This is a genomic window from Cytobacillus depressus (assembly GCF_008923245.1).
In the GTDB taxonomy this organism is placed as follows: domain Bacteria; phylum Bacillota; class Bacilli; order Bacillales; family Cytobacillaceae; genus Cytobacillus; species Cytobacillus depressus.
The window spans coordinates 305,578-329,612 of sequence record NZ_WBOS01000001.1 but is presented as its reverse complement, the minus strand read 5'-3'; the positions used below and the strand labels follow the sequence as shown (position 1 = coordinate 329,612).

The 24,035-nt window shown below is 38.1% G+C and carries 19 protein-coding genes, 1 other RNA gene, 1 pseudogene and 1 riboswitch; of the genes and pseudogenes, 14 read left to right on the top strand and 7 right to left on the bottom strand.

Annotated elements, in window-relative coordinates:
- Positions 1-28: 28 nt before the first annotated feature.
- On the bottom strand, positions 29-496 hold the full coding sequence (locus F7731_RS01565) for an Hsp20/alpha crystallin family protein (protein ID WP_151533003.1): 468 nt from the start codon (positions 494-496) through the stop codon (positions 29-31).
- 424 nt (positions 497-920) lie between these two features.
- A pseudogene (locus F7731_RS01560) lies at positions 921-1,603 on the bottom strand (Crp/Fnr family transcriptional regulator).
- A 362-nt stretch (positions 1,604-1,965) separates the two neighbouring features.
- Between F7731_RS01560 and F7731_RS01555 the strand changes: the two are divergent.
- The 10 genes from F7731_RS01555 to F7731_RS01510 all read left to right on the top strand — a co-directional run bounded on the left by F7731_RS01555 (position 1,966) and on the right by F7731_RS01510 (position 13,580).
- The gene (locus F7731_RS01555; protein WP_151533002.1) at positions 1,966-4,266 is read left to right on the top strand and encodes a DEAD/DEAH box helicase; all 2,301 of its coding nucleotides are present in this window, start codon (positions 1,966-1,968) and stop codon (positions 4,264-4,266) included.
- Positions 4,256-5,506: a ribonuclease H-like domain-containing protein gene (locus F7731_RS01550; RefSeq protein WP_151533001.1), complete on the top strand. Its 1,251-nt coding sequence runs from the start codon at positions 4,256-4,258 to the stop codon at positions 5,504-5,506. Before F7731_RS01555 ends, F7731_RS01550 begins: the two co-directional genes overlap by 11 nt.
- Positions 5,507-5,911: 405 nt before the next feature.
- Positions 5,912-6,271 carry a CotD family spore coat protein gene (locus tag F7731_RS01545; RefSeq protein WP_151533000.1) on the top strand — a complete coding sequence of 120 codons (360 nt, stop codon included), beginning with the start codon at positions 5,912-5,914 and terminating at the stop codon, positions 6,269-6,271.
- 53 nt (positions 6,272-6,324) lie between these two features.
- A complete protein-coding gene (locus tag F7731_RS01540) occupies positions 6,325-6,879 on the top strand; it encodes an SLOG family protein (RefSeq protein ID WP_151532999.1) in 555 nt (184 codons plus the stop codon).
- Between the two features lie 231 nt (positions 6,880-7,110).
- Positions 7,111-7,410 carry a cell division regulator GpsB gene (gpsB, locus tag F7731_RS01535; protein WP_151532998.1) on the top strand — a complete coding sequence of 100 codons (300 nt, stop codon included), beginning with the start codon at positions 7,111-7,113 and terminating at the stop codon, positions 7,408-7,410.
- A gap of 80 nt (positions 7,411-7,490) precedes the next feature.
- An RNA gene (gene rnpB, locus F7731_RS01530) (RNase P RNA component class B) lies at positions 7,491-7,882 on the top strand.
- A 208-nt stretch (positions 7,883-8,090) separates the two neighbouring features.
- Positions 8,091-9,797 (top strand): putative bifunctional diguanylate cyclase/phosphodiesterase, encoded by a 1,707-nt coding sequence (locus F7731_RS01525; RefSeq protein ID WP_151532997.1) that lies wholly within the window; start codon positions 8,091-8,093, stop codon positions 9,795-9,797.
- Positions 9,798-9,806: 9 nt separating this feature from the next.
- The gene (locus tag F7731_RS01520; RefSeq protein WP_151532996.1) at positions 9,807-10,943 is read left to right on the top strand and encodes a THUMP domain-containing class I SAM-dependent RNA methyltransferase; all 1,137 of its coding nucleotides are present in this window, start codon (positions 9,807-9,809) and stop codon (positions 10,941-10,943) included.
- Positions 10,944-11,290: 347 nt separating this feature from the next.
- Positions 11,291-11,473: a hypothetical protein gene (locus F7731_RS01515; RefSeq protein ID WP_151532995.1), complete on the top strand. Its 183-nt coding sequence runs from the start codon at positions 11,291-11,293 to the stop codon at positions 11,471-11,473.
- 181 nt (positions 11,474-11,654) lie between these two features.
- A complete protein-coding gene (locus F7731_RS01510; RefSeq protein ID WP_151532994.1) occupies positions 11,655-13,580 on the top strand; it encodes an ATP-dependent DNA helicase in 1,926 nt (641 codons plus the stop codon).
- 241 nt (positions 13,581-13,821) lie between these two features.
- On the opposite strand, the gene F7731_RS01505 is transcribed toward F7731_RS01510, so the two are convergent.
- Positions 13,822-14,979 carry an MFS transporter gene (locus F7731_RS01505; protein WP_151532993.1) on the bottom strand — a complete coding sequence of 386 codons (1,158 nt, stop codon included), beginning with the start codon at positions 14,977-14,979 and terminating at the stop codon, positions 13,822-13,824.
- A 295-nt stretch (positions 14,980-15,274) separates the two neighbouring features.
- Here F7731_RS01505 and F7731_RS01500 point away from each other — a divergent pair, with 295 nt between their 5' ends.
- On the top strand, positions 15,275-16,777 hold the full coding sequence (locus F7731_RS01500; RefSeq protein WP_151532992.1) for a carboxypeptidase M32: 1,503 nt from the start codon (positions 15,275-15,277) through the stop codon (positions 16,775-16,777).
- A gap of 60 nt (positions 16,778-16,837) precedes the next feature.
- Positions 16,838-17,749, top strand: coding sequence for a DMT family transporter (locus tag F7731_RS01495; protein WP_151532991.1), 912 nt, complete (start codon positions 16,838-16,840; stop codon positions 17,747-17,749).
- Positions 17,750-17,785: 36 nt separating this feature from the next.
- On the opposite strand, the gene F7731_RS01490 is transcribed toward F7731_RS01495, so the two are convergent.
- The 3 genes from F7731_RS01490 to F7731_RS01480 all read right to left on the bottom strand — a co-directional run bounded on the left by F7731_RS01490 (position 17,786) and on the right by F7731_RS01480 (position 20,154).
- Positions 17,786-19,387, bottom strand: a complete 1,602-nt coding sequence (locus tag F7731_RS01490; RefSeq protein ID WP_246197133.1) for a b(o/a)3-type cytochrome-c oxidase subunit 1 — start codon at positions 19,385-19,387, stop codon at positions 17,786-17,788.
- Between the two features lie 119 nt (positions 19,388-19,506).
- Entirely contained in the window at positions 19,507-19,983 is a 477-nt protein-coding gene (locus F7731_RS01485) for a cytochrome c oxidase subunit II (protein WP_151532989.1), read from the bottom strand.
- Positions 19,984-20,004: 21 nt separating this feature from the next.
- On the bottom strand, positions 20,005-20,154 hold the full coding sequence (locus F7731_RS01480; protein WP_151532988.1) for a cytochrome c oxidase subunit 2A: 150 nt from the start codon (positions 20,152-20,154) through the stop codon (positions 20,005-20,007).
- A 384-nt stretch (positions 20,155-20,538) separates the two neighbouring features.
- Positions 20,539-20,640, top strand: a riboswitch (purine riboswitch).
- Positions 20,641-20,785: 145 nt separating this feature from the next.
- On the opposite strand from F7731_RS01480, the gene F7731_RS01475 reads away from it, so the two are divergent.
- Both F7731_RS01475 and F7731_RS01470 read left to right on the top strand, forming a co-directional pair.
- On the top strand, positions 20,786-21,355 hold the full coding sequence (locus tag F7731_RS01475; RefSeq protein WP_151532987.1) for a xanthine phosphoribosyltransferase: 570 nt from the start codon (positions 20,786-20,788) through the stop codon (positions 21,353-21,355).
- Between the two features lie 153 nt (positions 21,356-21,508).
- Positions 21,509-22,816 carry a nucleobase:cation symporter-2 family protein gene (locus tag F7731_RS01470; RefSeq protein ID WP_151532986.1) on the top strand — a complete coding sequence of 436 codons (1,308 nt, stop codon included), beginning with the start codon at positions 21,509-21,511 and terminating at the stop codon, positions 22,814-22,816.
- A gap of 391 nt (positions 22,817-23,207) precedes the next feature.
- On the opposite strand, the gene F7731_RS01465 is transcribed toward F7731_RS01470, so the two are convergent.
- Positions 23,208-23,657 carry a chemotaxis protein CheX gene (locus F7731_RS01465; RefSeq protein ID WP_151532985.1) on the bottom strand — a complete coding sequence of 150 codons (450 nt, stop codon included), beginning with the start codon at positions 23,655-23,657 and terminating at the stop codon, positions 23,208-23,210.
- Between the last annotated feature and the right edge of the window lie 378 nt (positions 23,658-24,035).

Here is a 24,035-nt window from a genome sequence, read left to right as displayed (position 1 = left end):
ACAAGCAGTGTATGGACTGCTTGTTTTTTTAATCATTCCCTTCAATGAGAATCTTCTTTCCTTTTTGTTTAGGTACGCGAATTTGTAAAAGACCATTTTGATAAGAGGCCTTTACTTTATTTTCAGCGATTGGCTGCGGGAGAGGAATTGTTCTGCTTGATCTTTGCATTGATTGACGTCTTCTTACAGGACGCTGATGATCATCTTCCTCTGTAAATAACTCATGAGACTGAACAGTAATTGTTACATAATTATCGAGGATATCTAATTGAATTTGCTCTCGTTTTACCCCAGGAAGCTGGGCTGTAATGATATGCTCATCTTTAGATTCACGTACTTCTACAGGAAACGCCGATTGGAACGGAAAAGGAGCTCTAAAAAATTCGTCCATTGTTTGCAAAAAACCTTTTACAGGTTTGTCATGGAAAAATTGATTCATCGATTTTACCAATTCCCCAAACTGATCATTCTTCCCCTTTTTGTTTTCCTCACTCATGTTTTCAGCCCCTATCATTGAAAGTGTTGCTCAGCCACAATATCATATGATAATGATTGGGTATTTGTTCCGGTCAATTTACTGCGTTCAGGAAATGCGGAAGCGCCTTGATCGATGAACATCGACTAAAAACCGCCACGTCCTGTGGCGAACATCGATGTCAGCACATCCTGTGCAAGTCCGACAAGCACAAGACGAGCCTCTCGGAAAGATGCTCTTTACCTTTTTGGGAGGATTGGCTTGTGACCTCGAGGTCGACAAAATCGCGACGTCCTCCCAAAAGCTTCACTTTTGGTCGTGCGATGTATCGCTACCGAGGCCTTCCTTGTCCTATCGCATTGTCGACACTAGTACGTCCTGTACGTCGGGGGTAGGCGCTGAAGCTGGACATAAAAGTAAAAGGAATCACAAAGCTGTGATTCCTTTAAATGATTTCTTCTAATAAGCTTTCTGGATCGATAATGATATTACCAGATGAGTCTGTTTCAATCAGCTGAGTTTGGTTAATGTTCTGCTAACCGTTTCTCTTGTCGTGCCTATCATGTTGGCAAGATCTTTATTTGTAAATTCTGCTTTAAGGAGGTAAGTGCCTTCTTCCATTTTTTGTCCATGGGTTTTTGCTAGGCGCACAAGCAATTTGATGATTTGTTCATAAGTATTATTTAATATTTGTGATTCCAGCCGTTCTTGTAAGTCGACGATTTTTTCGCCAAGGACTTTAAATACTTTAATACATAGTTCGGGATTTTCTAAAAGCACCTTCTCAAATTGGTCAATAGGAACAACAACTAATGTGGCGTGTTCAAGCACCTCCGCAAAAGCGGGATACCCCCCTTTGCGAAAAAAACCGACATGGGGAAACATTTCTCCTTTTTTCGCGATAGCAACGATTTGTTCCCTTCCATTGATGTCACTTTTGTATATCTTTATTCTCCCGTCATGAATGAAATAGACATTTTCGAGCGAATCATCCTGCATAAAAACATGACTGCCTTTCTTCCATTCACGGGAGATGGATATGTTAACAATTTTATCAATTTCAGAATCGCTAAGTTCTTTAAAAAGAGTGAACTGAGAAAGCACCTTTTTAATATCTTTGTAATTCATTTTCCCACCTCTAATAATAAAACCATTGTTACCAATATTGTAACAAAAAAGACACTTGAATAATGTTTTTTGACCTAGAAGAGTGTGAACATTCAATGACTAAGAAGTTCCACTTTTCGCAGATTAACGGGCAGTAATGTCCCAAAATGAATGAGACGAAATCTTAAAGTGACAATGGGGGGACAAACTGCCCGTAAAGGCCCGACGACGGACAGGATGTCCTAGTCAGGCGAAAGCCATAGGACGTGGCGATTTGAGCGTGATAAGTTCAACTAACTATCAGTGGAAAACCACCACTGATAGAAGTTCCACTTTTAAAACGAACGCTTATTCGCTAGAATAATAGATATGAGGTGAATGACATGAACGTTCGGAGAGGCTTGCATGAGTTAATGAAAGAAATAAAAGAAACTGATCCGTTTAAACATAATATTGTACATTGGCATACGATTGAAGAAAAAGAAGCGAAAGTGGTGGAACTTCCTTTAAATATTAGCGTGAACCTTAAAGAGGCCTTGCAAAGAAGGGGAATCACGAGTCTTTATACACATCAAAAGTCAGCATACGAGACAGCAATGGAAGGAAAAAGCCTTGTTGCTGTTACCCCTACCGCTTCAGGAAAAACTTTAAGCTATAATCTTCCTGTTTTGCAGACAATAATTAATAATCCTAATGCAAGGGCTTTATATATGTTTCCAACTAAAGCCCTTGCTCAAGATCAAAAGTCGGAAATAAATGAGATTATTAATGATACAGGCTTAGAAATTAATAGCTATACGTATGATGGAGACACTCCCGCAAATATTCGCCAGAAGGTTCGCAGAGCCGGACATGTTGTTATCACAAATCCTGACATGCTGCATTCGGCAATCCTCCCTCACCATACAAAATGGGTTTCATTATTTGAAAACTTGAAATTTGTTGTAATTGATGAGCTTCATATATACCGGGGAGTCTTTGGCAGCCATGTCGCAAATGTCATTCGGCGTTTACGAAGAATTTGCCGTTTTTATGGCAGTGATCCAATTTTTATTTGTACTTCGGCAACGATTGCCAACCCATTGGATCTTGCGGAAAATTTAACAGAGAAACCGATGGAATTAATTGATAATAATGGCGCACCGAGCGGCAGGAAGAACTTTGTTTTTTATAATCCGCCAATTGTGAATAAACCATTGAATATTAGAAGAAGCGCAACTTTAGAAGCAAGAAAGCTCGCTTCAATCTTACTAAAAAATAAAATTCAAACAATTATATTTGCCCGCAGCCGAGTTAGAGTAGAAATACTACTCACTTATTTGCAGGAGCTCGTTAAACATAAATTAGGACCGAAAGCAATTCGCGGCTATCGTGGTGGTTATTTACCTACGGAAAGGCGAGAAATCGAGAAAGGCTTACGTTCAGGAGAAATATATGGTGTTGTGAGTACGAATGCTCTTGAGCTTGGTGTGGATATTGGTCAGCTGCAAGTGTGTATTATGAATGGCTTTCCTGGAACGATTGCAAGCACTTGGCAGCAAGCTGGCCGGGCTGGGCGACGTCATGATGAATCGCTTGTTATTATGGTGGCCTCAAGCAGCCCGATGGATCAATACGTTATTCAAAATCCAGATTATTTTTTTAAACGAAGCCCGGAAACAGCGAGGATTCAGCCAGATAATTTGATCATTTTAATTGATCATATGAAATGTGCCGCATTTGAACTTCCTTTGCAGGCTGGTGAGCAATTCGGAACATTTGCGACAGAGGAAGTGCTTGAATATCTTGTCGAGGAAAGAGTTCTTTATCAAAATGGGAGCAAATTTTATTGGATGAATGATTCTTTTCCCGCCCATAATATTAGCTTGCGCTCGGCATCCCAAGAAAATGTTGTTATCATTGATCAATCAGATATTGCGAATGTGAAAGTCATTGGAGAAATGGATCAGTTTTCGGCAATGACGCTCTTGCATGATGAGGCAATCTATTTGCATCAAGGAACACAATATCAAGTAGAGCTTCTCGACTGGGAAGAGAAAAAGGCCTTCGTTCGGGAGGTAGATGTTGATTATTTTACAGATGCGAATTTAGCTGTGCAGCTAAAAGTCCTTGAACAAGACAAGCAGCGGCTTTTAACTGCCGGGGAAATTGGCTTTGGAGACGTAAGCGTTGTTGCGATGGCAACTATTTTCAAAAAAATTAAATTTGAAACACATGAAAATATTGGCTCCGGACCAATCACACTCCCAGAGGCAGAGCTTCATACAAGCTCAACTTGGTTTTCGTTAAATACAGAGTGTGTAACTTTAAATCAAGAGCAATTGGAGCAAGGTCTGTTAGGAACAGCTCATGCATTAAGACATATCGCTCCTTTATTCGTCATGTGTGATCCACAAGATATCCATGTCGTTCCACAAATAAAAGCGGCCCATAATGAAAAGCCAACAATTTTCTTCTATGATCGCTATCCTGGCGGTGTCGGATTAAGTGAAAAGATTTATGAAGGATTTGAGAAGCTGTTAACTGAGGCGAAAGCAATGGTTGGGAAATGTCAATGTGAAGAAGGATGTCCATCTTGCATTGGGATAGAATCCACGCATAAAACGGCTAAAATGGATGTCCTAGACATATTAGAAAGCTTTACGATGACTAATAAGTGCATAGGTGAAAGCCATGTCCATTAAAGCGAAACTAAAAAGATTAAAGCCGCATCTTTCTCATGAAAGCACCCTAGTCGATATTGATCCCGATCATCAAGTACAGAATAAAAATGAAATTCCTTTTATAGAAATGTGGGAGAAGGAAGGTGTCTACCCATATTACTTTGAAGGCGACTTTTGCCTAATAAGGGAAAAGGAGTTTCCAATTGGACAAAAGCATGGAATTTATACATTTTCGCAATTTTATCAAGCAGTCGAAGCGTGGAATTCTTCAAATATGCATCATCCGTTGTCGGCGGCTGGTCATCAGCCTGAGCAATTCTTTTTCTTTGACACGGAAACGACAGGCCTAGGCGGTGGCACTGGAAATACGATCTTTATTCTCGGTCATGCTAGCATAGCCGGGGATAAGGTTCGTTTGAAGCAGCATATTCTTCCGCATCCCGGAGCTGAAGTTCCTTTATACAAAAGCTTCCTTGACAGTGTCAATTATAAAACGATGGCCACCTATAACGGAAAATCATTTGATTGGCCACAAGTAAAAACAAGACATACACTCATTAGAGATCAAGTACCTAAATTGCCTCCATTCGGTCATTTTGATTTATACCATGCTTCAAGAAGGCTGTGGAAGCATAAATTAGAGCGCTTAAAGCTGTCAATTGTCGAAAAAAAAGTATTAGGTGTAGAAAGAAAGGATGATCTGCCAGGCTTCCTTGCGCCAATGATTTACTTTGATTTCATAGATACGAAAAATCCAGAAGGAATGCTAGCGGTTTTAAAGCATAATGAAACTGATATTTTATCTTTAATTAGCCTTTATACACATCTTTCTTTTCAAATTCTAGGCATAGATAAAGGGCAGTCAGCTCGTGAGATTTATGAAGTAGGCAGATGGTTTTCGCAATTAGGAGAAGCTTCTTCAGCGAAAAAGGCATTTACGAGTATTTCACACGGTAAAACAATAGATGCCCTACAGGCAAAGCATGCTCTCGCCTATGAATATAAGAAACAAAAGAATTGGACGGAAGCCTCTAAAGCTTGGAGAGAGGTAGTGTCCCATAACAATTTTGAATTAAAAATAGAAGCGTGTATTGAACTGGCCAAAATATATGAGCACCGGACGAAAAACATAGTAGAAGCACTTGAGTTTACAAAAATGGCCGAACTGTATTATGAGGAAAAATTACATTCTTCCGTAAAATATGATGAAATTCTTATAAGGCTACAAAGGTTAAATAGGAAATTAAACACACGAAATTAATTTCGCCAAATATTTGTGAAAATCCACAAAATTCCTAGTTGTAAGCGCCATCTAAAAGCTGTAAAATGAGTAATTGTGAAGGCGATGTCCCAGATTTTTTTGCAAAAGGGATTTACAGGCAAAAAGTCTAGGTGAAAGTACGCCAGGGCGAATTTGATTAGGAATTGAGTGAGGCAGATAACATGTATAGAGCAATTTTATTTCTGTTTTTTTTCGTCGTTTTATTTGTAGCGGTTATTTTCTCTAACCTAAAGGAAAGTATATATGGTCTTTTTTAATATGCATTTAGGTATTAGTACAATATAAAAAAATAGGTATAAATTAGGTTTTTTCCTTAGTACAAGATTCCACTCTTCGACATAGGCTATTAATGTAAATAATAACTCGAAGAAAGGGGATCTTCATATGTTTTGTGGACCAAGACCTACATGTGTTACACCACCTATTGTTTCACCAACTCAATGTTGTGTGAATCATACTTTCCAAAACACAATCGTGCCACATATTCATCCAAGTCACACTACTACTGTAAACCATATTAATTTCGACCATGTGCATTCTTTCCCACATACTCATTCAGTAGTAAATGAAGTAACAAATCAACAATTTGTTGCCGCTCCAGGACCAGGAGTAGGATTCGGAGGACCAGGATTCGGAGGACCAGGATTTGGGGCACCAGGATTTGGGGCACCAGGTGTAGGTGTTCCAGGACCAGGATTCGGAGGACCAGGATTCGGAGGACCAGGACCATTTTTTAGAAAATAATTAAAACAAGGGCATATTCATATGCCCTTGTTTATATTGAGAGGCAAAATTTAATGGCTAAAGTTGCGATTATATCCGGCTATAAACCGTTTGAAATTGGCGTTTTTAAAATGGACGATCCAGCCGTTCAATTTATTAAAAAAGCAATAAAAAACCAATTAATTTCCCTCCTAGAAGAAGGCCTAGAATGGGTGATCATTAGCGGCCAGCTGGGGACGGAGTTATGGGCGGCGGAGGTCGTCTTTGAGCTGCAGCTCGAGGATTATCCTGAGCTGCAGCTAGCCGTTATTACCCCTTTTTTAAATCAGGAAGAATCGTGGAAGGAAGCGAATAAAGAATGGTATGAATCGGTTTTGGCGCAAGCAGACTTTATTGATGCTGTTTCAAAAAAACCGTATGAAAAACCATGGCAATTTCGTATGAAAAATCAATTTTTTGTGGAAAAAAGCGATACACTGCTTTTGTTTTATGATACTGAAAAGGAAGGCAGTCCTAAATATTTATATGAAGAAGCAAAAAGGAAGCAGGATTATGATATAAGACTCATCAGTTTTGATGATCTGCAAGCTTTAGTTGAGGAAGAGCAGATGAAATCAGCATTTGAATGATATAGTGAAACTTCATACAGTAGGGGGCTTCATCCCACTGTATGTTAGTTGAACTTATCGGGCTTTTACGGGCTGTTAGATCTCCCGCTCAAAAGCTTTTGTTTTCACAAATTTTTGAAGTGGGAGTCATACAGCCCGTTAATCTTCGGGAAATTAATTCAAAAGAAAATTGACAAATATACGTATCTCTGAAAAAATAGATATGATGATGGTGAACTTTGAGGTGATATCATGCTATCTGATAAAGTGAAATTAACAGCCAAAGATATTTTGGAGAAAGAATTCAAGACTGCTATGCGCGGCTATAAACCAGAGGATGTAGATAAATTTCTGGACTGGGTTATAAAAGATTACGAGACATTTCATCAGGAAATTGAAGATTTACAACAAGAAAATTTGCGTTTAAGGAAGCAGCTTGAAGATGCATCCAGACGTCCAGCTGCACAAACAGCTGGCACAACAAATTTTGACATTCTTAAAAGATTATCCAACTTAGAAAAACATGTATTTGGAAGTAAATTGTACGAATAACATCTTTTCCCTGTATTTCAAATGAAATACCATTGCTATTCACATGAAAGTTACATATAATAATCATGTTATCATTAATAGCGTTCGGGTAATCGCTGCAATGAGCATAAGCGAATTGTAGAGGAAAGTCCATGCTCGCACGGGCTGAGATGCCCGTAGTGTTCGTGCCTAGTGAATTCATAAGCTAGGGCAGTTAGGCAAATTTGCTTGGCTGACGGCAGGGAAAATGCCTAAGTCCCTTGGATATGGCATGAATACCTTGAAAGTGCCACAGTGACGGAGCCTTTTCAGAAATGAAAAGGGTGGAACGAGGTAAACCCCACGAGCGAGAAACCCAAATTATGGTAGGGGCGCTTTCTCTTAGGAAATGAACGAGGAGAAGGACAGGTATAACCTGTAGATAGATGATTACCACCTGAGTACGAGACTATAGTCGCATGCAGTACAAAGGAACAAAACATGGCTTACAGAACGTTATTAATGAGATGAATAAGAAGAAATAGCTGCTCTCCTCCTGTAGGGGAGCTTTTCTTTTGCATAGAAAATCTTGTCCTTTTTTTGACATTGTGTAAAATGTGGATAATTGAGCTGTAATCTATCTTGTTTATCGAAAAAAATACTTATATGATAAAAAAGAATATAATTTGTGAAAATCATAGTAAATAGGGACGAGAACAATAATGTTAACTGATATCTTAGTTACTCAAAAAGTTAAACTTGTAGAGAAGATTCTTCAAAATACGAGTGAAGGTGTAATGATTACAGACGGCAAGTCTAGAATTATTTCTGTTAATCCAGCCTTTGAAGTTGTAACCGGCTACAATAATGATGAAGTCATTGGTAAAAATCCTAACATTCTTCAATCAGGTATTCATGATGAACAGTTTTATCAAAAGATGTGGACAGAATTATATGAACAAGGGCAATGGAAAGGAGAGATATGGAATAAACGCAAAAATGGCGATGTTTTTCTAGAATGGATAACGATCAGCGCCATTAAAGATGAAGAAGGTTACATAACAAACTTTGTTGCGGTTTTTTCTGATATTACAGACCGAAAGCACGCTGAGGAGCAGCTAAGATACTTAGCACATTTTGACACGTTAACAGGTGTAGCGAACCGTTATAGCCTAAATCAGCGGCTTGAAAGCTTAATCGAAACGGCGGAGAAATATAATCAAATCCTTGCCGTGCTTTTTCTTGACTTAGATCGATTTAAGCAAATCAATGATACACTTGGACATAATTATGGAGACTTGCTGCTGAAAAAGGTTTCTACTAGATTGAAGGGGCTCTTAAAGAACAAAGATATGATCGCAAGGCTTGGTGGCGATGAATTTGTTATCGTCCTGCCCAATCTAAAACATCCAAAAGAAGCTGTCCATATTGCTGAAATGATTATTGATTCGTTTTCAAGCTCCTTTCAGCTTCAAACGCAAGAGGTGTTCACATCCACAAGTATAGGAATTAGTTTATATCCATTTGATGGAACGGATATGGAAACTTTATTGCGAACAGCTGACAAAGCAATGTATGAAGCGAAAAATGGCGGCAGAAATCAACTTGAGCTTTATCATGAAAAGATGCATCATAATGGATCACGACAGATGAAATTGGCAACTTTTTTAAGAAAGGCAATCGAAAAAAATGAATTGTTTCTTGTCTATCATCCGATCGTAGATGTTCAAACAAATAAAATTATTAGTGTTGAGGCATTAGTTAGGTGGAAGCAAGATCAATTTGGCTTAATCCCTCCTTCTGAATTTATTCCGATTGCAGAGGAATCTGGCCTGATTATACCAATTAGTGAATGGATTATCCAAAAAGCTTGCGAAGACTTACAGACCATCCATTTGCAGGGATATAGTAATTTACGTATGAGCATAAATATTTCGGCCCTTCATTTCAGCCAAGAATATTTCGTTAAATCGATCAATGACATTTTCCAAAAAACAAATGCCAACACAAATTATATTGATTTTGAATTAACGGAAAGCATGATCATGCCAAATGCGCATGAAACGGTAAATAAGCTTGTAAAACTTAAGAAGCTCGGTGTAAAATTATTAATTGATGATTTTGGAACTGGCTATTCATCATTAAGTTATTTAAATCGTTTTCCACTCGATATTTTGAAAATAGATCAGAGCTTTATTAATGGACTTTCCTCTTATGAGGACGATTGCTCGATCGTAGAGGCTATTATTACAATGGCCCACCGCCTGCATTTAAAGGTTGTGGCTGAAGGTGTAGAAAATAAAAAACAATTAAATTTTCTTCAAAATGAAAAATGCGACTATATTCAAGGGTATTATATATCTAAACCGCTCCCTATACATGAGCTATTATCATTCTTTACTAGCTGGGAAACGGAAATAATAAAGTAAGGTGAAAATATGACGAAATATGATATTATCGCAACCTCGGCAATGGGGTTGGAAGCGCTAGTGGCGAAGGAAGTGCGTGAGCTAGGCTATGAATGTGAAGTTGAGAACGGCAGGATTTCTTATAAAGGGGACGCTCTGGCCATTGCCAGATCGAATATGTGGCTGAGAACGGCTGACCGCATAAAGATTAAGGTCGGCGAGTTTAAGGCAACCACATTCGATGAACTTTTCGAGAAAACGAAGGCACTCCCTTGGGAACAATATTTATCTGAGGATGCAGAGTTTCCTGTCATCGGGAAATCTGTTAAGTCAAAGCTTTTTAGTGTATCCGATTGCCAAGCAATCGTAAAAAAAGCAGTTGTTGAAAGAATGAGATCCCATTACAAAAAAACTGGCTGGTTTGAAGAAAATGGACCGCTTTTCAAAATAGAAATAGCTCTTCATAAGGATATTGCCTTGTTAACCATTGATGCGAGCGGAAGTGGATTGCATAAGCGAGGATACCGGGCGGAGCAGGGGGAAGCGCCATTGAAGGAAACATTGGCGGCAGCCCTTGTCATGTTAACGAATTGGACAGCTGATAAACCGTTTGTCGATCCTTTTTGCGGTTCTGGCACGATTCCAATCGAAGCGGCATTAATTGGCCAAAATATTGCTCCAGGATTTAATCGTGAATTTATTTCGGAATCATGGTCCTGGATTCCAGAAAAAGTTTGGGACGAGGCAAGAATGGAAACAGAAGATCTTGCGAAATATGATCAGCCATTAGACATCACAGGCACGGATATCGATCATCGTATGGTAAAGATTGCACAAGATAATGCTTTTGAGGCCGGTTTCGGCGAATTAATTAGTTTTAAACAAATGCAAGTTAGCGATTTTACAACGACGAAAGAATATGGAGTTATCGCCTGTAACCCGCCTTATGGAGAGAGATTAGGCGAAAAGGAAGCCGTTCAACGAATGTATGAAGACATGGGAAGGGCATTATCTTCACTTGATACTTGGTCCATCTATGTTCTCACATCGAATGAAGACTTCGAAAAGTATTACGGAAAGCAAGCAACGAAAAAGCGAAAATTATTTAATGGCTTTATTAAGACCGATTATTATCAATACTGGGGTAAAAGACCGCCAAGAATATAGTGAAACTTCATTCAGTGGGGGTTCCTTTCATCCCCCACTGAATGTTAGCTGAACTTATCACGCTCAGAGCGCCACGTCCTCCCAAAAGCTCCGCTTTTGGTCGTGCGATGTATAGCTGCCGTAGTGTTCCCTGTCCTGTGGCTTTCGCCTGACTAGGACATTCTGTCCGTCGTCGGGCCTTTTCGGGCAGTTGATCTCCCGCCTAAACCTCTTCGAATTATCTGAAATTTAAAGTGGGAGTCTTACTGCCCGTTAATCTGCGATTAAATAATCTGGTTGTGTAGCATAGTTCCTCCTTACCTTGAATACAATACATATATTATTAGAAAGGTCTGGAGGAACAAAAGATGATGAATTCTAATCTCGATTTTTATAAGATCTCCCAAGTCTTAACCAATACGATTGAAACGATGAAGGAAGAGCATAATCTATCCACTTCAGCTCTTGAACAATTGCAACATGCACAAAATGAATTGCAGCAAGCAATGAGCTTGTCGTTCTCTTCTGTACATAAAAAAATCGGCTATTAATGGTTGCCTGACTTAAAAAGTCAGGTCTTTTTTTTACTTGACTCTTTTTTTCATTTTACGATAAAATGGTTGTTGGCTTTTGTTTAATTATGAAGTAAGTTTGAGATAATGATAATGATACATGTGTGAAAATAAGCGTCTATTGATGGACGCTTAAATTTTTTTATGTCGGAGGGGTAATATGCAAAGCAGAATGCCTTTTGCATTGTCCAAAAGCGAATCTTTTTTTGATAAATTAAGTGAATGGATCGGTGACGTTTTTTACGATATTCTTCCTGAAGCGGGCTTTGAGCTAAGGGATGAGCAAGTGTTTATGGCCTTTCAGCTAGAAAAAGCCTTTAAAGATAAAAAAGTGATTTTTGCAGAAGCTGGTGTCGGTACGGGAAAGACAATCGTCTATTTACTATACTGTATAGCATATGCAAGATATACGAACAAACCAGCAATTATTGCCTGCGCAGATGAAACGCTAATTGAACAGCTCGTTAAAAAAGAAGGCGATATTGCCAAGCTTGAAAGAGCTCTAAATTTAAATATTGATGTTCGGTTAGCGAAATCAAGAGATCAATATTTATGCCTAAATAAACTTGATCAAGTGATCGCAAGCGATGATTTTGATATATATAATTCGATTTATGATCAGTTGCCGGAATTTGTTCATTCTGGTTCTTCGATGCAAAGCTTTGAACGATACGGAGATCGCAAGGAATACCCGAATCTAACTGATGAACATTGGGGACATATGGCTTGGGATCCTTTTCAAGACTGCTTTACTTGTGAAAAGCGCCATCGTTGTGGACAAACCCTCAATCGTGATTATTACCGGAATGCCAAGGATATTATTATTTGTTCCCACGATTTCTATATGGAGCATATTTGGACGAAGGAGTCGCGAAAACGGGAAGGGCAGCTTCCACTTTTGCCAGAAGGATCATGTGTCGTATTTGATGAAGGGCATTTATTAGAATATGCCTCACAAAAAGCCTTAACATATCGATTTACTGAGCAAATTTTAGAATCATTATTAACGAGATTAATGGCTAATGATGTAAGAGAAAAAACATTACACATCATCGAGGAAACGCTCGTTCAAAATGAACAATTTTTCTACACATTAGAAAAAAACTCCTTTGTCTCTGAAGGCTCAGATAAAAAAACAATAAAAAAATCTCCAGAAATAATTAATCAAGGTAATAAGCTGCTTCAACATATTAGCGCGCTTGAGGATGAGCTTGTGTTTGAAAGCGAAATGTACATCATAAATGAATATGATTTAAAAATTGTTGAGGAATACTTAGAGCAAATATCGTATTCTCTTTCTCTGTTTTTAAAAGATTTAAAGGGAATTACATGGTTTGAGGAAAATGCCGGGGAGAGAACGTTAGTCATTATGCCACGGCTGGTAGAGGACATTATGAGAGAAGAGGTCTTCTCACAAAAGAAACCGTTTATTTTCTCCTCAGCTACTTTATCAGAAAATCAATCATTCGATTATATTGCTAAAAGCTTAGGAATTGATAGCTATTTATCGTTTTCTGTTTCCTCACCATTTGATTATGATGAAAATATGATGATTAAAATGCCGAAATTCGTAGGGCACACCAATAAGGAAAAAATGCAGTACGTCGAAGAACAGCTGGAAAAAACGAATGGACGAGCACTAGTCCTTTTTTCAACTAAGGATGAGCTTGCTAGTTTTAAAAATCAAATGGCAGGCAAGACGAATTTTCCGATTTATTTTGAAGGCGATGCTGAGATCAGTACACTCGTATCAAACTTTCAAAATGAAGAGCTATCTGTTCTTTGCTCTGTTCACTTATGGGAAGGTCTTGACGTTCCGGGTAGATCATTAGAAAATGTCTTTATTTTTTCATTGCCATTCCCGCCAACAGACCCAGTCTTTACGGCAAAGCGCGAGGGGGCGGCTGATCCTTACAGAGAAGTTGATTTACCATATATGCTGTTGCGATTAAGACAAGGAATTGGGAGATTAATTAGGACTCATGAGGATAAAGGGACCGTTCATGTTTTAATGAATGAAAACGAAAATCCGCTAGTCATTGAACAAATTAAGAACGTCTTGCCGACTGAAGCAGCTGCCAATTAATTTCATATCCCCACAGCGGATACCCGCCGTGGGGATAAATTTTAATATTATTTGATTATCATTCTCAAATAAATAACAAAAAAAGAAACCTGCATTTAATCTGCAGATTTCTTCGTTTTTTCGGCGCATTCGAAGCATAATGTTTTCCTGTTTTCTGTATGTACCCCATTAAAAAATCCGTCCATACAATACAGCTTTTTGCCACAACTTGAGCATTTGCCTATAAGCTCATTCATGTTGATTACTCCAAGCTTTCAGTTACTTCCGTCTTATTTTTAAAATAAAGCAGCATCCATAATGAATTGACTAATAAAATACAAGCAGAGATCACAAAGCCTGCTGCAAAAGATACAGCTAATAATCCTGTAATAAAGGAGCCGGCTACCGATCCTATTGAGAAAAACGCGTAAAATAACCCAAAGGCTTTTCCTCTCGTTTGTAAATCTGTATGCTTTACAAGCATAGCGGTCATAGATGGGAAGAGTAATGCAAAACCTGTTCCATAAATAACCATACAGATAAAAAGGAAAGGCAATGTGGCAGTAATACTAAGCAAAATAAGAGCGAATGCAATAATACACATGCCAATCATCATGATATTTTGGGACTGAAAGCGGTCAAATAGACGATTAGAAGGCAGCCCAAAAATTAAGATGGCCGTTAATCCAAATGTGCTTAATAAAACACCGCTATAATGCGTTCCAAATTGCAGTGATTCAACTTGTAGTGGGAGCATATACGCTAGAACACCTTGAGCAAACATTAAAGAAAACGCACCGATAAAACTAATTGTCAGCATAGGTGATTTGATCAGTGAAAGTAATGTTTTTTCAGGCGGTTCAATTTTTCGGGTTATTTCTGTAGGACGATTAGGAATAAACAAGCCAGTAAGAACAACAATCAAAAACATGATGATCGCTATGCTGATAAATACCCAGTTTACACCGAATTTTGAGGCGACAATCCCTCCAAAGGCTGGACCAATGATGGCCGAAATGCCAACAGCTACTCCCGAAATAGCCATTGATTTACCTTCTTTTCCTTCCTTCCCAATATTGGCAATAACCGTAAAGGCAGCTGGAACGAGAAAGCCGCTAAATAATCCGTGCAAAAATCTGACTGCCATTAACTGAAGAGGGGTGTTTACGATCGCATAAAGAAGAAGCGAGAGACCAGTCAGTAAAAAACCAATATACAGGACTTTTTTGGCCCCTTGTTTATCAATCCAATAACCTGCAAAAATATTGCCAAACATATTTGAGCAGGAGTACATGCCAACAGTTAAACCAATAAGGGCTGGGTCTGCGCCGAGGCTTTTTGCAAAAGGGCTCATGATTGGCAATTGCGAAAACATATCAATAAATGAAATTAATACGATAAAAAATAAAAATTGTTTCATCTGATCTCTTCCTATTTTAATAATCTGTCCACTTCATTATAACTGTTTATTTATAATTAGACGAACAATCTGCTAGGACGAATTGACTTTTGCTATGACGAAAATCATATGTGACGAGTGACTGTTCTCACTTAATGAGGAGGCTCCCCGACCGCCCGCGATCGCTGAGTGCCTGGAGTGGAAATCAACAACATCGTTTAACACAGTTTTTTGTATAGTAAACTTTTTATCTCCTGTTTTTTCAGAAGAATATGATAAAATAGAAAGCGAAATGAATAAAATGGGAGGTATTTGCATGAGTCGCCAAATTGAAACTGAATTTTTACAATATGTTAAGAAAATCGAGGCTTATAAGGAAGCACTTTCGTTAATATATTGGGACTTGCGAACGGGGGCGCCAAAGCAAGGAGTTGAACAACGTTCAGAGGTTATTGGAATGTTATCCTCAGACGTCTTTAATATGTCAACATCAAAAGAAATGGCCATATACATAGAAGCATTAGAGCAAGCGAATGACTTAACAGAAATTACGAAGAAAACTTTAGAAGAATGTAAAAAGGACTATGACCGTAATAATAAAATTCCTGCAGAGGAGTATAAAGAGTTCGTTATTTTGCGAGCGAAGGCAGAAAGCATTTGGGAAGAGGCAAAGGCAGGGGCCGATTTCGCTTTATTTCAGCCATATTTAGAAAAGCTAGTTGGAATGACGAAACGATTTATCGGTTATTGGGGCTATGAAGGAAATAAATATAATACGCTGCTAGATATGTATGAGCCTGGAATTACTGTAGAAGTACTGGATCGGGTTTTCGGAGAGCTAAGAGAGAAAATCGTTGCACTTGTGCAAAAAATCTCTGAATCTCCGAATAAACCAAATACGAGCTTTCTTTATAAGCACTTTCCTAAAGAAAAGCAGCGTCAATTTAGTTTAGATATATTAGAACAGATGGGCTATAACTTTCAAGCAGGCCGTTTAGATGAGACTGTTCATCCTTTTGCGACTGGCTTAAATCCTGGGGATGTGCGCGTAACTACTAAATATAATGAAAATGATTTCCGTACAGCCGTGTTTGGCACGATCCATGAGGGAGGTCATGCATTATATGAGCAAAATATTTCCGCTGAATTAATTGGTACTCCTTTATGTGATGGGACATCAATGGGAATTCATGAATCACAGTCATTATTTTATGAAAAATTTGTCGGACGCCATCCATCTTTCTGGCAAAATAATTATGATTTATTAAAAAAATACTCTTCGGGCCAATTTGATCAAGTTGAACATGATGATTTTTACCGCGCTATCAATGAATCGAAGCCATCCCTTATTCGGATTGAAGCGGATGAATTAACATATCCACTTCACATTATTATTCGCTATGAAATCGAAAAAGGGCTATTTAATGATGAAATCGAGGTCAAAGATCTTCCGCAAGTATGGAATGAAAAATATGAGGAGTATTTAGGAATAAAGCCTGATCATGACGGGAATGGCGTTCTTCAAGATGTTCATTGGTCTGGGGGGATGTTTGGCTATTTCCCTTCCTATGCGCTTGGGTATATGTACGCTGCGCAATTTAAAAATGCCTTGCTGAAAGATTTACCAAATTATGACCAGCTTTTAGAAGAAGGCGATTTGCTGCCAATTAAAGAATGGTTTACAGAAAAAGTTCATAAGTTTGGAAAGCTAAAACAACCACTAGAAATTTTACAAGATGTGACTGGGGAAGGGTTAGATGCCCAGTACTTAGTAGACTATTTATATGAAAAGTACAATAAAGTTTATCAGCTAGTATAAAAGCAAGTAAAGGGGATGCCTATTGTAAGGGGGTCCCCCTTCCTTTAAGGAGAGAATAGTATGAAAAGACTTCTTCCTTATTTAATGATCGCAGCTGGGGCTAGTCTTTGGGGGATTATCGCAGTTTTTGTCAAAGAATTAGCAGATTACGGGTTTGCTGCTATGGAAATTGTGGCTATTCGGGTTATATACGCAGCTTTATTTTTACTGACAATTGGTCTTCTAAAATACCGTAAACAGATGAAATTAAAGCAAGCATTGGATATTAGACTGTTTATTGGTACAGGTATTTTAAGTGTCGTGTTTTTTAATTATTGTTACTTTACAACGATTAGCCAGATGAACATTTCAATTGCTGTTATTTTATTATATACGTCGCCTGCGTTTGTAACTGTCTTATCATTGATCTTTTTAAAGGAAAAATTAAATATAAACAAAATTCTTGCTGTTTTAGGAACAATCATTGGCTGTATTTTAATTGCCGGTGTTTCAGCTGGTGATAGTAATATTACTTTACTGGGAATATTGACAGGTTTAGGCTCTGGTCTTGGTTATGCTTTGTATACGATCTTTGGAAAATTTGCTTTAAAAAAATATCAGCCATTTACCATTACGTTATATACTTTTATTGTAGCGGCTTTATTTCTTTTGCCAATTACTCAGCTTTGGCAAAAGCTTGATCTATTAATGAATACAAATGTCCTATTATATAGTATCGGCTTAGGATTTATTCCGACGGTATTAGCCTATTTTATTTACACTTGGGGCCTTGAAAAGATAGAGGGGAGCAAAGCAGCTGTCATTGCAACGGTAGAACCGGTTGTGGCGACTTTATTAGGGGTCATGCTTTATGGAGAGCGGCTTGGCTTGATTCAAATCGCAGGCGCATTCTTGATTTTTTGTTCAGTTATTATTGTTAATATTACTTTTCGAAAAAAGGGTGTTAAACGGGTAGAACAAAAAATATCGTAAATGAAAAGGCACTCCAAATTCGGAGTGCTTTTCTAATTACCAGAACTTATATCCTTTCGCTCCAGGAGGTGCATTTTGAATTAAATCGATAAATGGCAATGTGTAAGCAAAAAGGATTAAGGCAGCTGTAATACCGAGCCATAGTTTCCAGTTGTCGAAAACCATTGGCGTCTTTTCTGCATGCTCTGCTACTTCCCCAACTGGGAATTCCTGTTCTCCTTTAGGAGCAAAGAAAGCAAGGTTAACAAAAATATAAAGCATTAAGATAATCGATAGGAATAGAATCGATCCGCCGACTGCTTGGGCAATTTGATAAGGAATCCATTCAGCCGCTTGTGCAGCACCGCCATATTCAGAGAAGGCTGAGCGGCGTGGTGCTCCTAGTAAACCAGCTGCATGCATCGCACCTGACATAAAAGTCATCCCGATTGTCCATGTAATTCCTTGAATCATCGCTATTTTATTCAATTTCTTCGTGAACACTCTGCCAGTTAAATGCGGAATGAGCCAATAAGCAATCCCGAAGAACGTCAATACAACTGTTGTAGCCGCTGTTAAATGGAAGTGACCTGTAATCCAAATTGTATTATGAACAACTTGGTTCATTTGGTGGGAAGCGTTAACGATACCGCCAGCACCACCCGGAATAAAAGCAAGCATTCCGATAAATGGTATAGTAAAGCGTGCGTCTCCCCACGGCAGCTTCTTGACCCAGCCAAAAAGTCCTTTTGCTCCTTTAGATCGGCCAAAGCTTTCGAAAGTAGCAAATAAAGAGAAGGCAGTCATCATTGAAGGAATCACAACTAAAAACGTTAAGACAACTTGTAAGAACTTCCATGCTGGATCAATGCCAGGCTCCATCAGCTGATGGTGGAAACCTACAGGAATTGAGAACAGCAGCAATAAAATAAATGACATCCGTGCTAAAGCATCAGAGAAGATTTTTCCGCCAATTATTTTTGGGATAATGACATACCAAGCCATATAAGCAGGCAATAGCCAGAAATAAACGAGCGGGTGACCAAAATACCAGAATAGTGTACGGCTGACGCCAATATTAATTGTATCAATAATACCGAGAGACCATGGTAATAATTGGAATAAAACGGTAGTTGCTACACCAATTGTCGCAACGTCCCACATTATAAATGTTATTACCGTCATGAAAGTTAAGAGCGGACTTGGCTGACCAGGATTTGCTTTTTTCCACTGGCCATATTTCATATACAACATAGCACTATCAAACCAAGTTCCAACAATCACTAGCGTTAAACCAAGGTAAAAAAGAAAATGTGCTTGGAGTGGTGCATAAAAAGTGAACAATACAGTTGCTTCATTTAATAAAATCATGACCGCAGCAATGATAGTACCAATAATTTTTAACCAATAGCCGATCCAACCAAACGTACGTTGACGACTAGTAAATGTTCCTGATGTTCTGCTAACTGAAGAAACCATAAATCCTATAATAAAGAATATAGTTAAAACCAGCCCTAGTAAAACACCATGGACAGTTAAGATTTGGTAATATCCAATTCCGGCTGGCAAAACAAATTTTCCTGAACGAACTAATACTTGTAATAAACCTGCAAGTCCGCCAAGGGCTAAAGCAATGAAAGCCATGTAAAAATGGGCCATTGCTAATTTACTGTCACGGCGGTCAACCTTTTCTTCAGCTTTCTGTTTAAGTGTTATATTTGCGTTTATTAGTTTCCCGTCTCGGCGGTCAACTTTTATATTTGCTTGTTCTTTCAGCATTATTCAACCACCTCAATTTTAGAAGTCATCATATGGTGACCAACCCCGCAATATTCATTACATAGAACTAAAAATTCACCAGTTTTGTTAAAAGAATAAACATTTTCGCTTATGTAACCCGGCTCGAGCATCATGTTTACGTTTGTGCCCGCTACTTCAAATCCATGGATGACATCCTTCGTAGTTGCAATAACTTTTACTTTCGCCCCTTTTGGAATTTGAACTTCTCCTGGTTCGTAATTGAATGCAGAAGCAACAAAAATTAATTCATAATCCCATTCCTTGCCTTCTACTTTTTTAAGGCCAGGCTCATCAAAAGGTGCAGTTGTATCAACTTTTTCCGGATCAACGACTGCTAAACAGCTTGGCGGTTGATTTCCGAGATAGAAGGCACTGACTCCTAATACGGTAAGGAATACAAGTAGCGATCCAATCCCAAAGATAAGCCAAATTTTTTCGAATTTATGCATATGCATGGCTTTTTCCCCTTTCTATAATTACGAACGATCTAAAAATAACGCGTATACGCCAGCCCAAATTACGATTAAGAAAAGTCCTAATATAAAAACGGATGCTAGTGTCCCTTTTAAAGAGGAACTGTCTTCAATTTCAGGTTCGGGTTGTCTGCTTAATTCTGGTTTCGCCATTCTCTTTCACTCCTTTTCGGATATTTGGAAAAAGTAAATGATTACAATTTCATAATACTCCACTATTTATAGGAATCTAGGTAGTATCTTTCATTTCACAAATTGTTCATTCGTTACTTTCTTACTATGGCAATAGTGTAAAATTGGTATTTCAGTGATATAAATCACAAATAATAAAAGAGAAATGTGAAGAAATTGTGAAGAGGAAAATTTAGTGGCCTACTCATTGGTACTAATAAAGGGGATGATGTATAAAGACAGAAATATTATTGTCGCAAAAATGCGAACGTTTTAAAAAATAAATCAAAAATAATTCGGATAATTACCAATCTCCTTGTTGATTTCATGAAAAATGGTGCTATAATAATCTTATTGCAAAATAATTTTATATAGTTATGCCTCACTCATATAATGGCAGGGATATGGCTTGCAAGTTTCTACCGGACTACCGTAAATAATCCGACTATGAGTAGCAATGATATTGATACTTTTCGTATCTTATATATTCAGCTTTATTTTTACTAGAAAGCCTGTAAATCATTGCTTCACTCGTTATTATGATGTGAAGTCTTGGATTTGCAGGCTTTATTCTTTTATATTGGCAGTTTTATAAATTTAAGGGGGAAAAACGATGAATTTATTAATGAAAAAAATAAAAGAAGATGGAGAGGTTTTATCAGACTCTGTTTTAAAAGTGGATTCTTTTCTGAATCACCAGATCGATCCAGAGCTAATGAGTGAAATCGGAAAAGAGTTTGCTCGACGTTTCCAAGATGAAGGGATTACAAAAATCCTGACGATTGAATCATCTGGGATTGCTCCATCCGTCATGACGGGCTTGCAGCTAAACGTCCCAGTTATTTTTGCTAGAAAGCGCAAATCTTTAACATTAATCAATGAGCTTTATTCTTCAACGGTTTATTCATTTACGAAGCAAGAATCTAATGAAATTTCTGTTTCGAAAAAATTTATAAACGACGATGATTGTGTATTAATTATCGATGATTTCCTTGCCAATGGCCAGGCTGCAATCGGGCTTGCTGAGATTGTCAAGAAATCAAAAGCAAAAATTGCCGGGATTGGAATCGTGATCGAAAAGGGATTCCAAGAAGGGGGCAAAAATCTTCGTGAGCAAGGCTTTAGAGTAGAGTCGCTAGCAAGAATTAGTTCACTGAATAATGGGGAAGTTTCCTTTTATTAAGTTTGCTCTGTTAAATCATTTTGAAGAACAACCCGCCATATGCTTATATGTTCTCTTACGTTTCCTCTCGAAGTAAACTTAAACCTGCAAGCATATGGCCAAAATCAGCAGCATTCACTAATTTAGCCTAGATCAAGCGGAGGAGTTTGGCAGATGAAACAAAAACCGTATAAAATAGCTTCTTTAGGTATTCAACATGTATTGGCCATGTACGCTGGGGCGGTCATCGTGCCGCTAATAATTGGCGGGGCATTAGGTCTAACAGGCGAACAGCTTACTTATCTCGTTTCGATTGACATTATGACGAGTGGGATCGCAACTATCTTTCAAGTTTGGAAAAATAAATATTTTGGCATCGGTCTCCCAATTGTGCTTGGATGTACATTTACAGCAGTCAGTCCAATTATTGCCATTGGTAATGACTACGGAATTTCAGCGATATATGGAGCGATCATCGTATCAGGAATAATAGTCGTTTTCATCGGAAAATATTTTGGCAAACTCATTAAGTTTTTTCCCCCTGTCGTAACAGGTTCAGTAGTAACTATTATTGGTATCACACTTGTTCCTGTTGCCATGAATAACATGGCTGGCGGTCAAGGAAGCGCAGATTTTGGCGCACTTTCAAATATTACTCTCGCATTTGGAACTTTATTATTTATTATTCTTTTATTTAGATTTTCAAAAGGGTTTGTACGATCTATTTCCATTTTAATCGGATTAATGGCAGGAACAGTTGCCGGCTTCTTTATGGGGAAAGTTGATTTCACTGCTGTAGCAGAGGCATCATGGTTTCATATGGCTAAGCCATTCTATTTTGGTCTGCCAACATTTGAGATTATACCGATCTTAACGATGACTTTAGTTGCAATAGTAAGCCTAGTGGAGTCTACAGGTGTTTATTTTGCGCTTGCCGATATTTGCGATAAGAACATTGGAGAGAAGGACTTAGTTAAAGGTTATCGTGCTGAAGGACTTGCGAGTATACTAGGTGGAATTCTTAACTCATTTCCATATACTACATATTCACAAAATGTCGGGCTTGTCCAAATTTCTGGTGTAAAAAAGAATATTGTCATTTATGTAGCTGCATCTATGCTTATTCTCATTGGGTTTGTACCCAAAATTGGTGCAATCACAACGGTTGTTCCAAACCCTGTATTGGGTGGTGCGATGGTAGCGATGTTCGGAATGGTAGTTGCTGCTGGCATTAAAATGCTCAGCCAAGTGGAATTTGCCTCACAGGAAAATTTACTAATTATTGCTTGTTCTGTTGGGATGGGGCTTGGTGTCACAGTTGTTCCAGGCCTTTTTGCTGAATTGCCTAAAAGTATCCGTATTTTAACAGAAAATGGGATTGTCGCAGGCAGTCTAACGGCCATTTTATTAAATCTTTTATTTAATGAATTGAAATTTAATCAAAAACAATCAATTAACATAAAGGAAACAAAAGCATCATAAGGTGGAACCGTCTAAAGGGCGGTTCCTTTTTTGTCTACCCCCAGCGCCTCCCCCGACGTACAGGACGTGGCGGTTTTTAGTCGATGCTCCTTTGCGAGGCGTTTACGCTTTTCTAATTTTTTTGATTTCCATTCACGAATTGTTCTCCTTGAAAATATAATGGTTAAACTGAGTATAACGGGATGTGGAAAGTGATGGAGAAATATTATTGCGATTATTGCAAGCATTTTTATAAAGAAGTACAAATTTGTTCAGTTTGCGGCTCTTCAGAAATGAAAAAAATAATTATTGAAGTGCACCACCAGAATGAAGCTAAAAATTATACATCACCAGAGTGATAAAAAAACAAAAACGGTACTGATTTGTACTATTTAAATATGTGATTAGTCTATCATTCTACCATTAACACAATCATTAAATTCCCTATATTTTGAACGGTTACCGGCAGGCGATACGCTTTCGAGAAGCCATAAACTTTTGTTTGGCCAACCAAAACAGTCGGTGGTGTAATATCCATTTCAAACCCTTTTTCTGAAACATAGGTTGAAATACTTCCAGCAATCATATTGCCGAGCTCTCCAGCAAATGATTCGAGCATTTCACCTTCAAGCTCAATACCGAACATGGCCTCACCAATTTTGCCGAATACCCATCCATCCCCATCAATAATAATGCGGCCTCTTGCATCGCCTGTCATCCCGATTAGGACCCCAAATGAATGCTGGTTAAATGGCTGTGTAAAAAGAGCTGGTTTCTCAACATGAATTTCTAACGGCACTACAGCTTTAACAGCTTCAATCGTCCCGTTCAAAATATCGGTCACACTTTTTGTTAGCGACACAAGGCATTCCTCCAGGAAATTAACTAGAACTATTCTACCATGAAAAACGTAGGGTTAAATCAAAATATATCAAAAGTTGTTATTTTAATAAGGGACAATTTATTACTGTTATGGACTGGAAAAGATTTGGTGATGTAACTTGTTATAAAACATTTTATAATAATAGTGCACAGCAACTCCTTCAAAACGTTGGCTTCCTCAAAAAGAGGGAGCTTTTTTTGTATGCTAGTTTAGCAAAAAAAATTCCTGATACTAACAATAAGTAAATGTAGTTTGTTTTCAAAAATGAACAATTTTTAGGGGAGAGGAAAGCTTGGAAACATATTTAGAAACTGGAAAGTTATTTATTGATAATAATGACCAAAAAAATCATGCAAA

Excerpts from the sequence above, each read along its gene's own strand:
- F7731_RS01490 (WP_246197133.1), bottom strand. The coding sequence starts at position 19,387 with ATGGCCCATTTTTACATGGCTTTCATTGCTTTAGCCCTTGGCGGACTT.
- F7731_RS01480 (WP_151532988.1), bottom strand. The coding sequence starts at position 20,154 with ATGGCGAAACCAGAATTAAGCAGACAACCCGAACCTGAAATTGAAGAC.
- F7731_RS01525 (WP_151532997.1), top strand. The coding sequence starts at position 8,091 with ATGTTAACTGATATCTTAGTTACTCAAAAAGTTAAACTTGTAGAGAAG.
- F7731_RS01495 (WP_151532991.1), top strand. The coding sequence starts at position 16,838 with ATGAAAAGACTTCTTCCTTATTTAATGATCGCAGCTGGGGCTAGTCTT.
- F7731_RS01470 (WP_151532986.1), top strand. The coding sequence starts at position 21,509 with ATGAAACAAAAACCGTATAAAATAGCTTCTTTAGGTATTCAACATGTA.
- F7731_RS01505 (WP_151532993.1), bottom strand. The coding sequence starts at position 14,979 with ATGAAACAATTTTTATTTTTTATCGTATTAATTTCATTTATTGATATG.
- F7731_RS01550 (WP_151533001.1), top strand. The coding sequence starts at position 4,256 with ATGTCCATTAAAGCGAAACTAAAAAGATTAAAGCCGCATCTTTCTCAT.
- F7731_RS01500 (WP_151532992.1), top strand. The coding sequence starts at position 15,275 with ATGAGTCGCCAAATTGAAACTGAATTTTTACAATATGTTAAGAAAATC.
- F7731_RS01545 (WP_151533000.1), top strand. The coding sequence starts at position 5,912 with ATGTTTTGTGGACCAAGACCTACATGTGTTACACCACCTATTGTTTCA.
- F7731_RS01510 (WP_151532994.1), top strand. The coding sequence starts at position 11,655 with ATGCAAAGCAGAATGCCTTTTGCATTGTCCAAAAGCGAATCTTTTTTT.
- F7731_RS01555 (WP_151533002.1), top strand. The coding sequence starts at position 1,966 with ATGAACGTTCGGAGAGGCTTGCATGAGTTAATGAAAGAAATAAAAGAA.
- F7731_RS01565 (WP_151533003.1), bottom strand. The coding sequence starts at position 496 with ATGAGTGAGGAAAACAAAAAGGGGAAGAATGATCAGTTTGGGGAATTG.
- gpsB (WP_151532998.1), top strand. The coding sequence starts at position 7,111 with ATGCTATCTGATAAAGTGAAATTAACAGCCAAAGATATTTTGGAGAAA.
- F7731_RS01515 (WP_151532995.1), top strand. The coding sequence starts at position 11,291 with ATGATGAATTCTAATCTCGATTTTTATAAGATCTCCCAAGTCTTAACC.
- F7731_RS01520 (WP_151532996.1), top strand. The coding sequence starts at position 9,807 with ATGACGAAATATGATATTATCGCAACCTCGGCAATGGGGTTGGAAGCG.
- F7731_RS01540 (WP_151532999.1), top strand. The coding sequence starts at position 6,325 with ATGGCTAAAGTTGCGATTATATCCGGCTATAAACCGTTTGAAATTGGC.
- F7731_RS01485 (WP_151532989.1), bottom strand. The coding sequence starts at position 19,983 with ATGCATATGCATAAATTCGAAAAAATTTGGCTTATCTTTGGGATTGGA.
- F7731_RS01475 (WP_151532987.1), top strand. The coding sequence starts at position 20,786 with ATGAATTTATTAATGAAAAAAATAAAAGAAGATGGAGAGGTTTTATCA.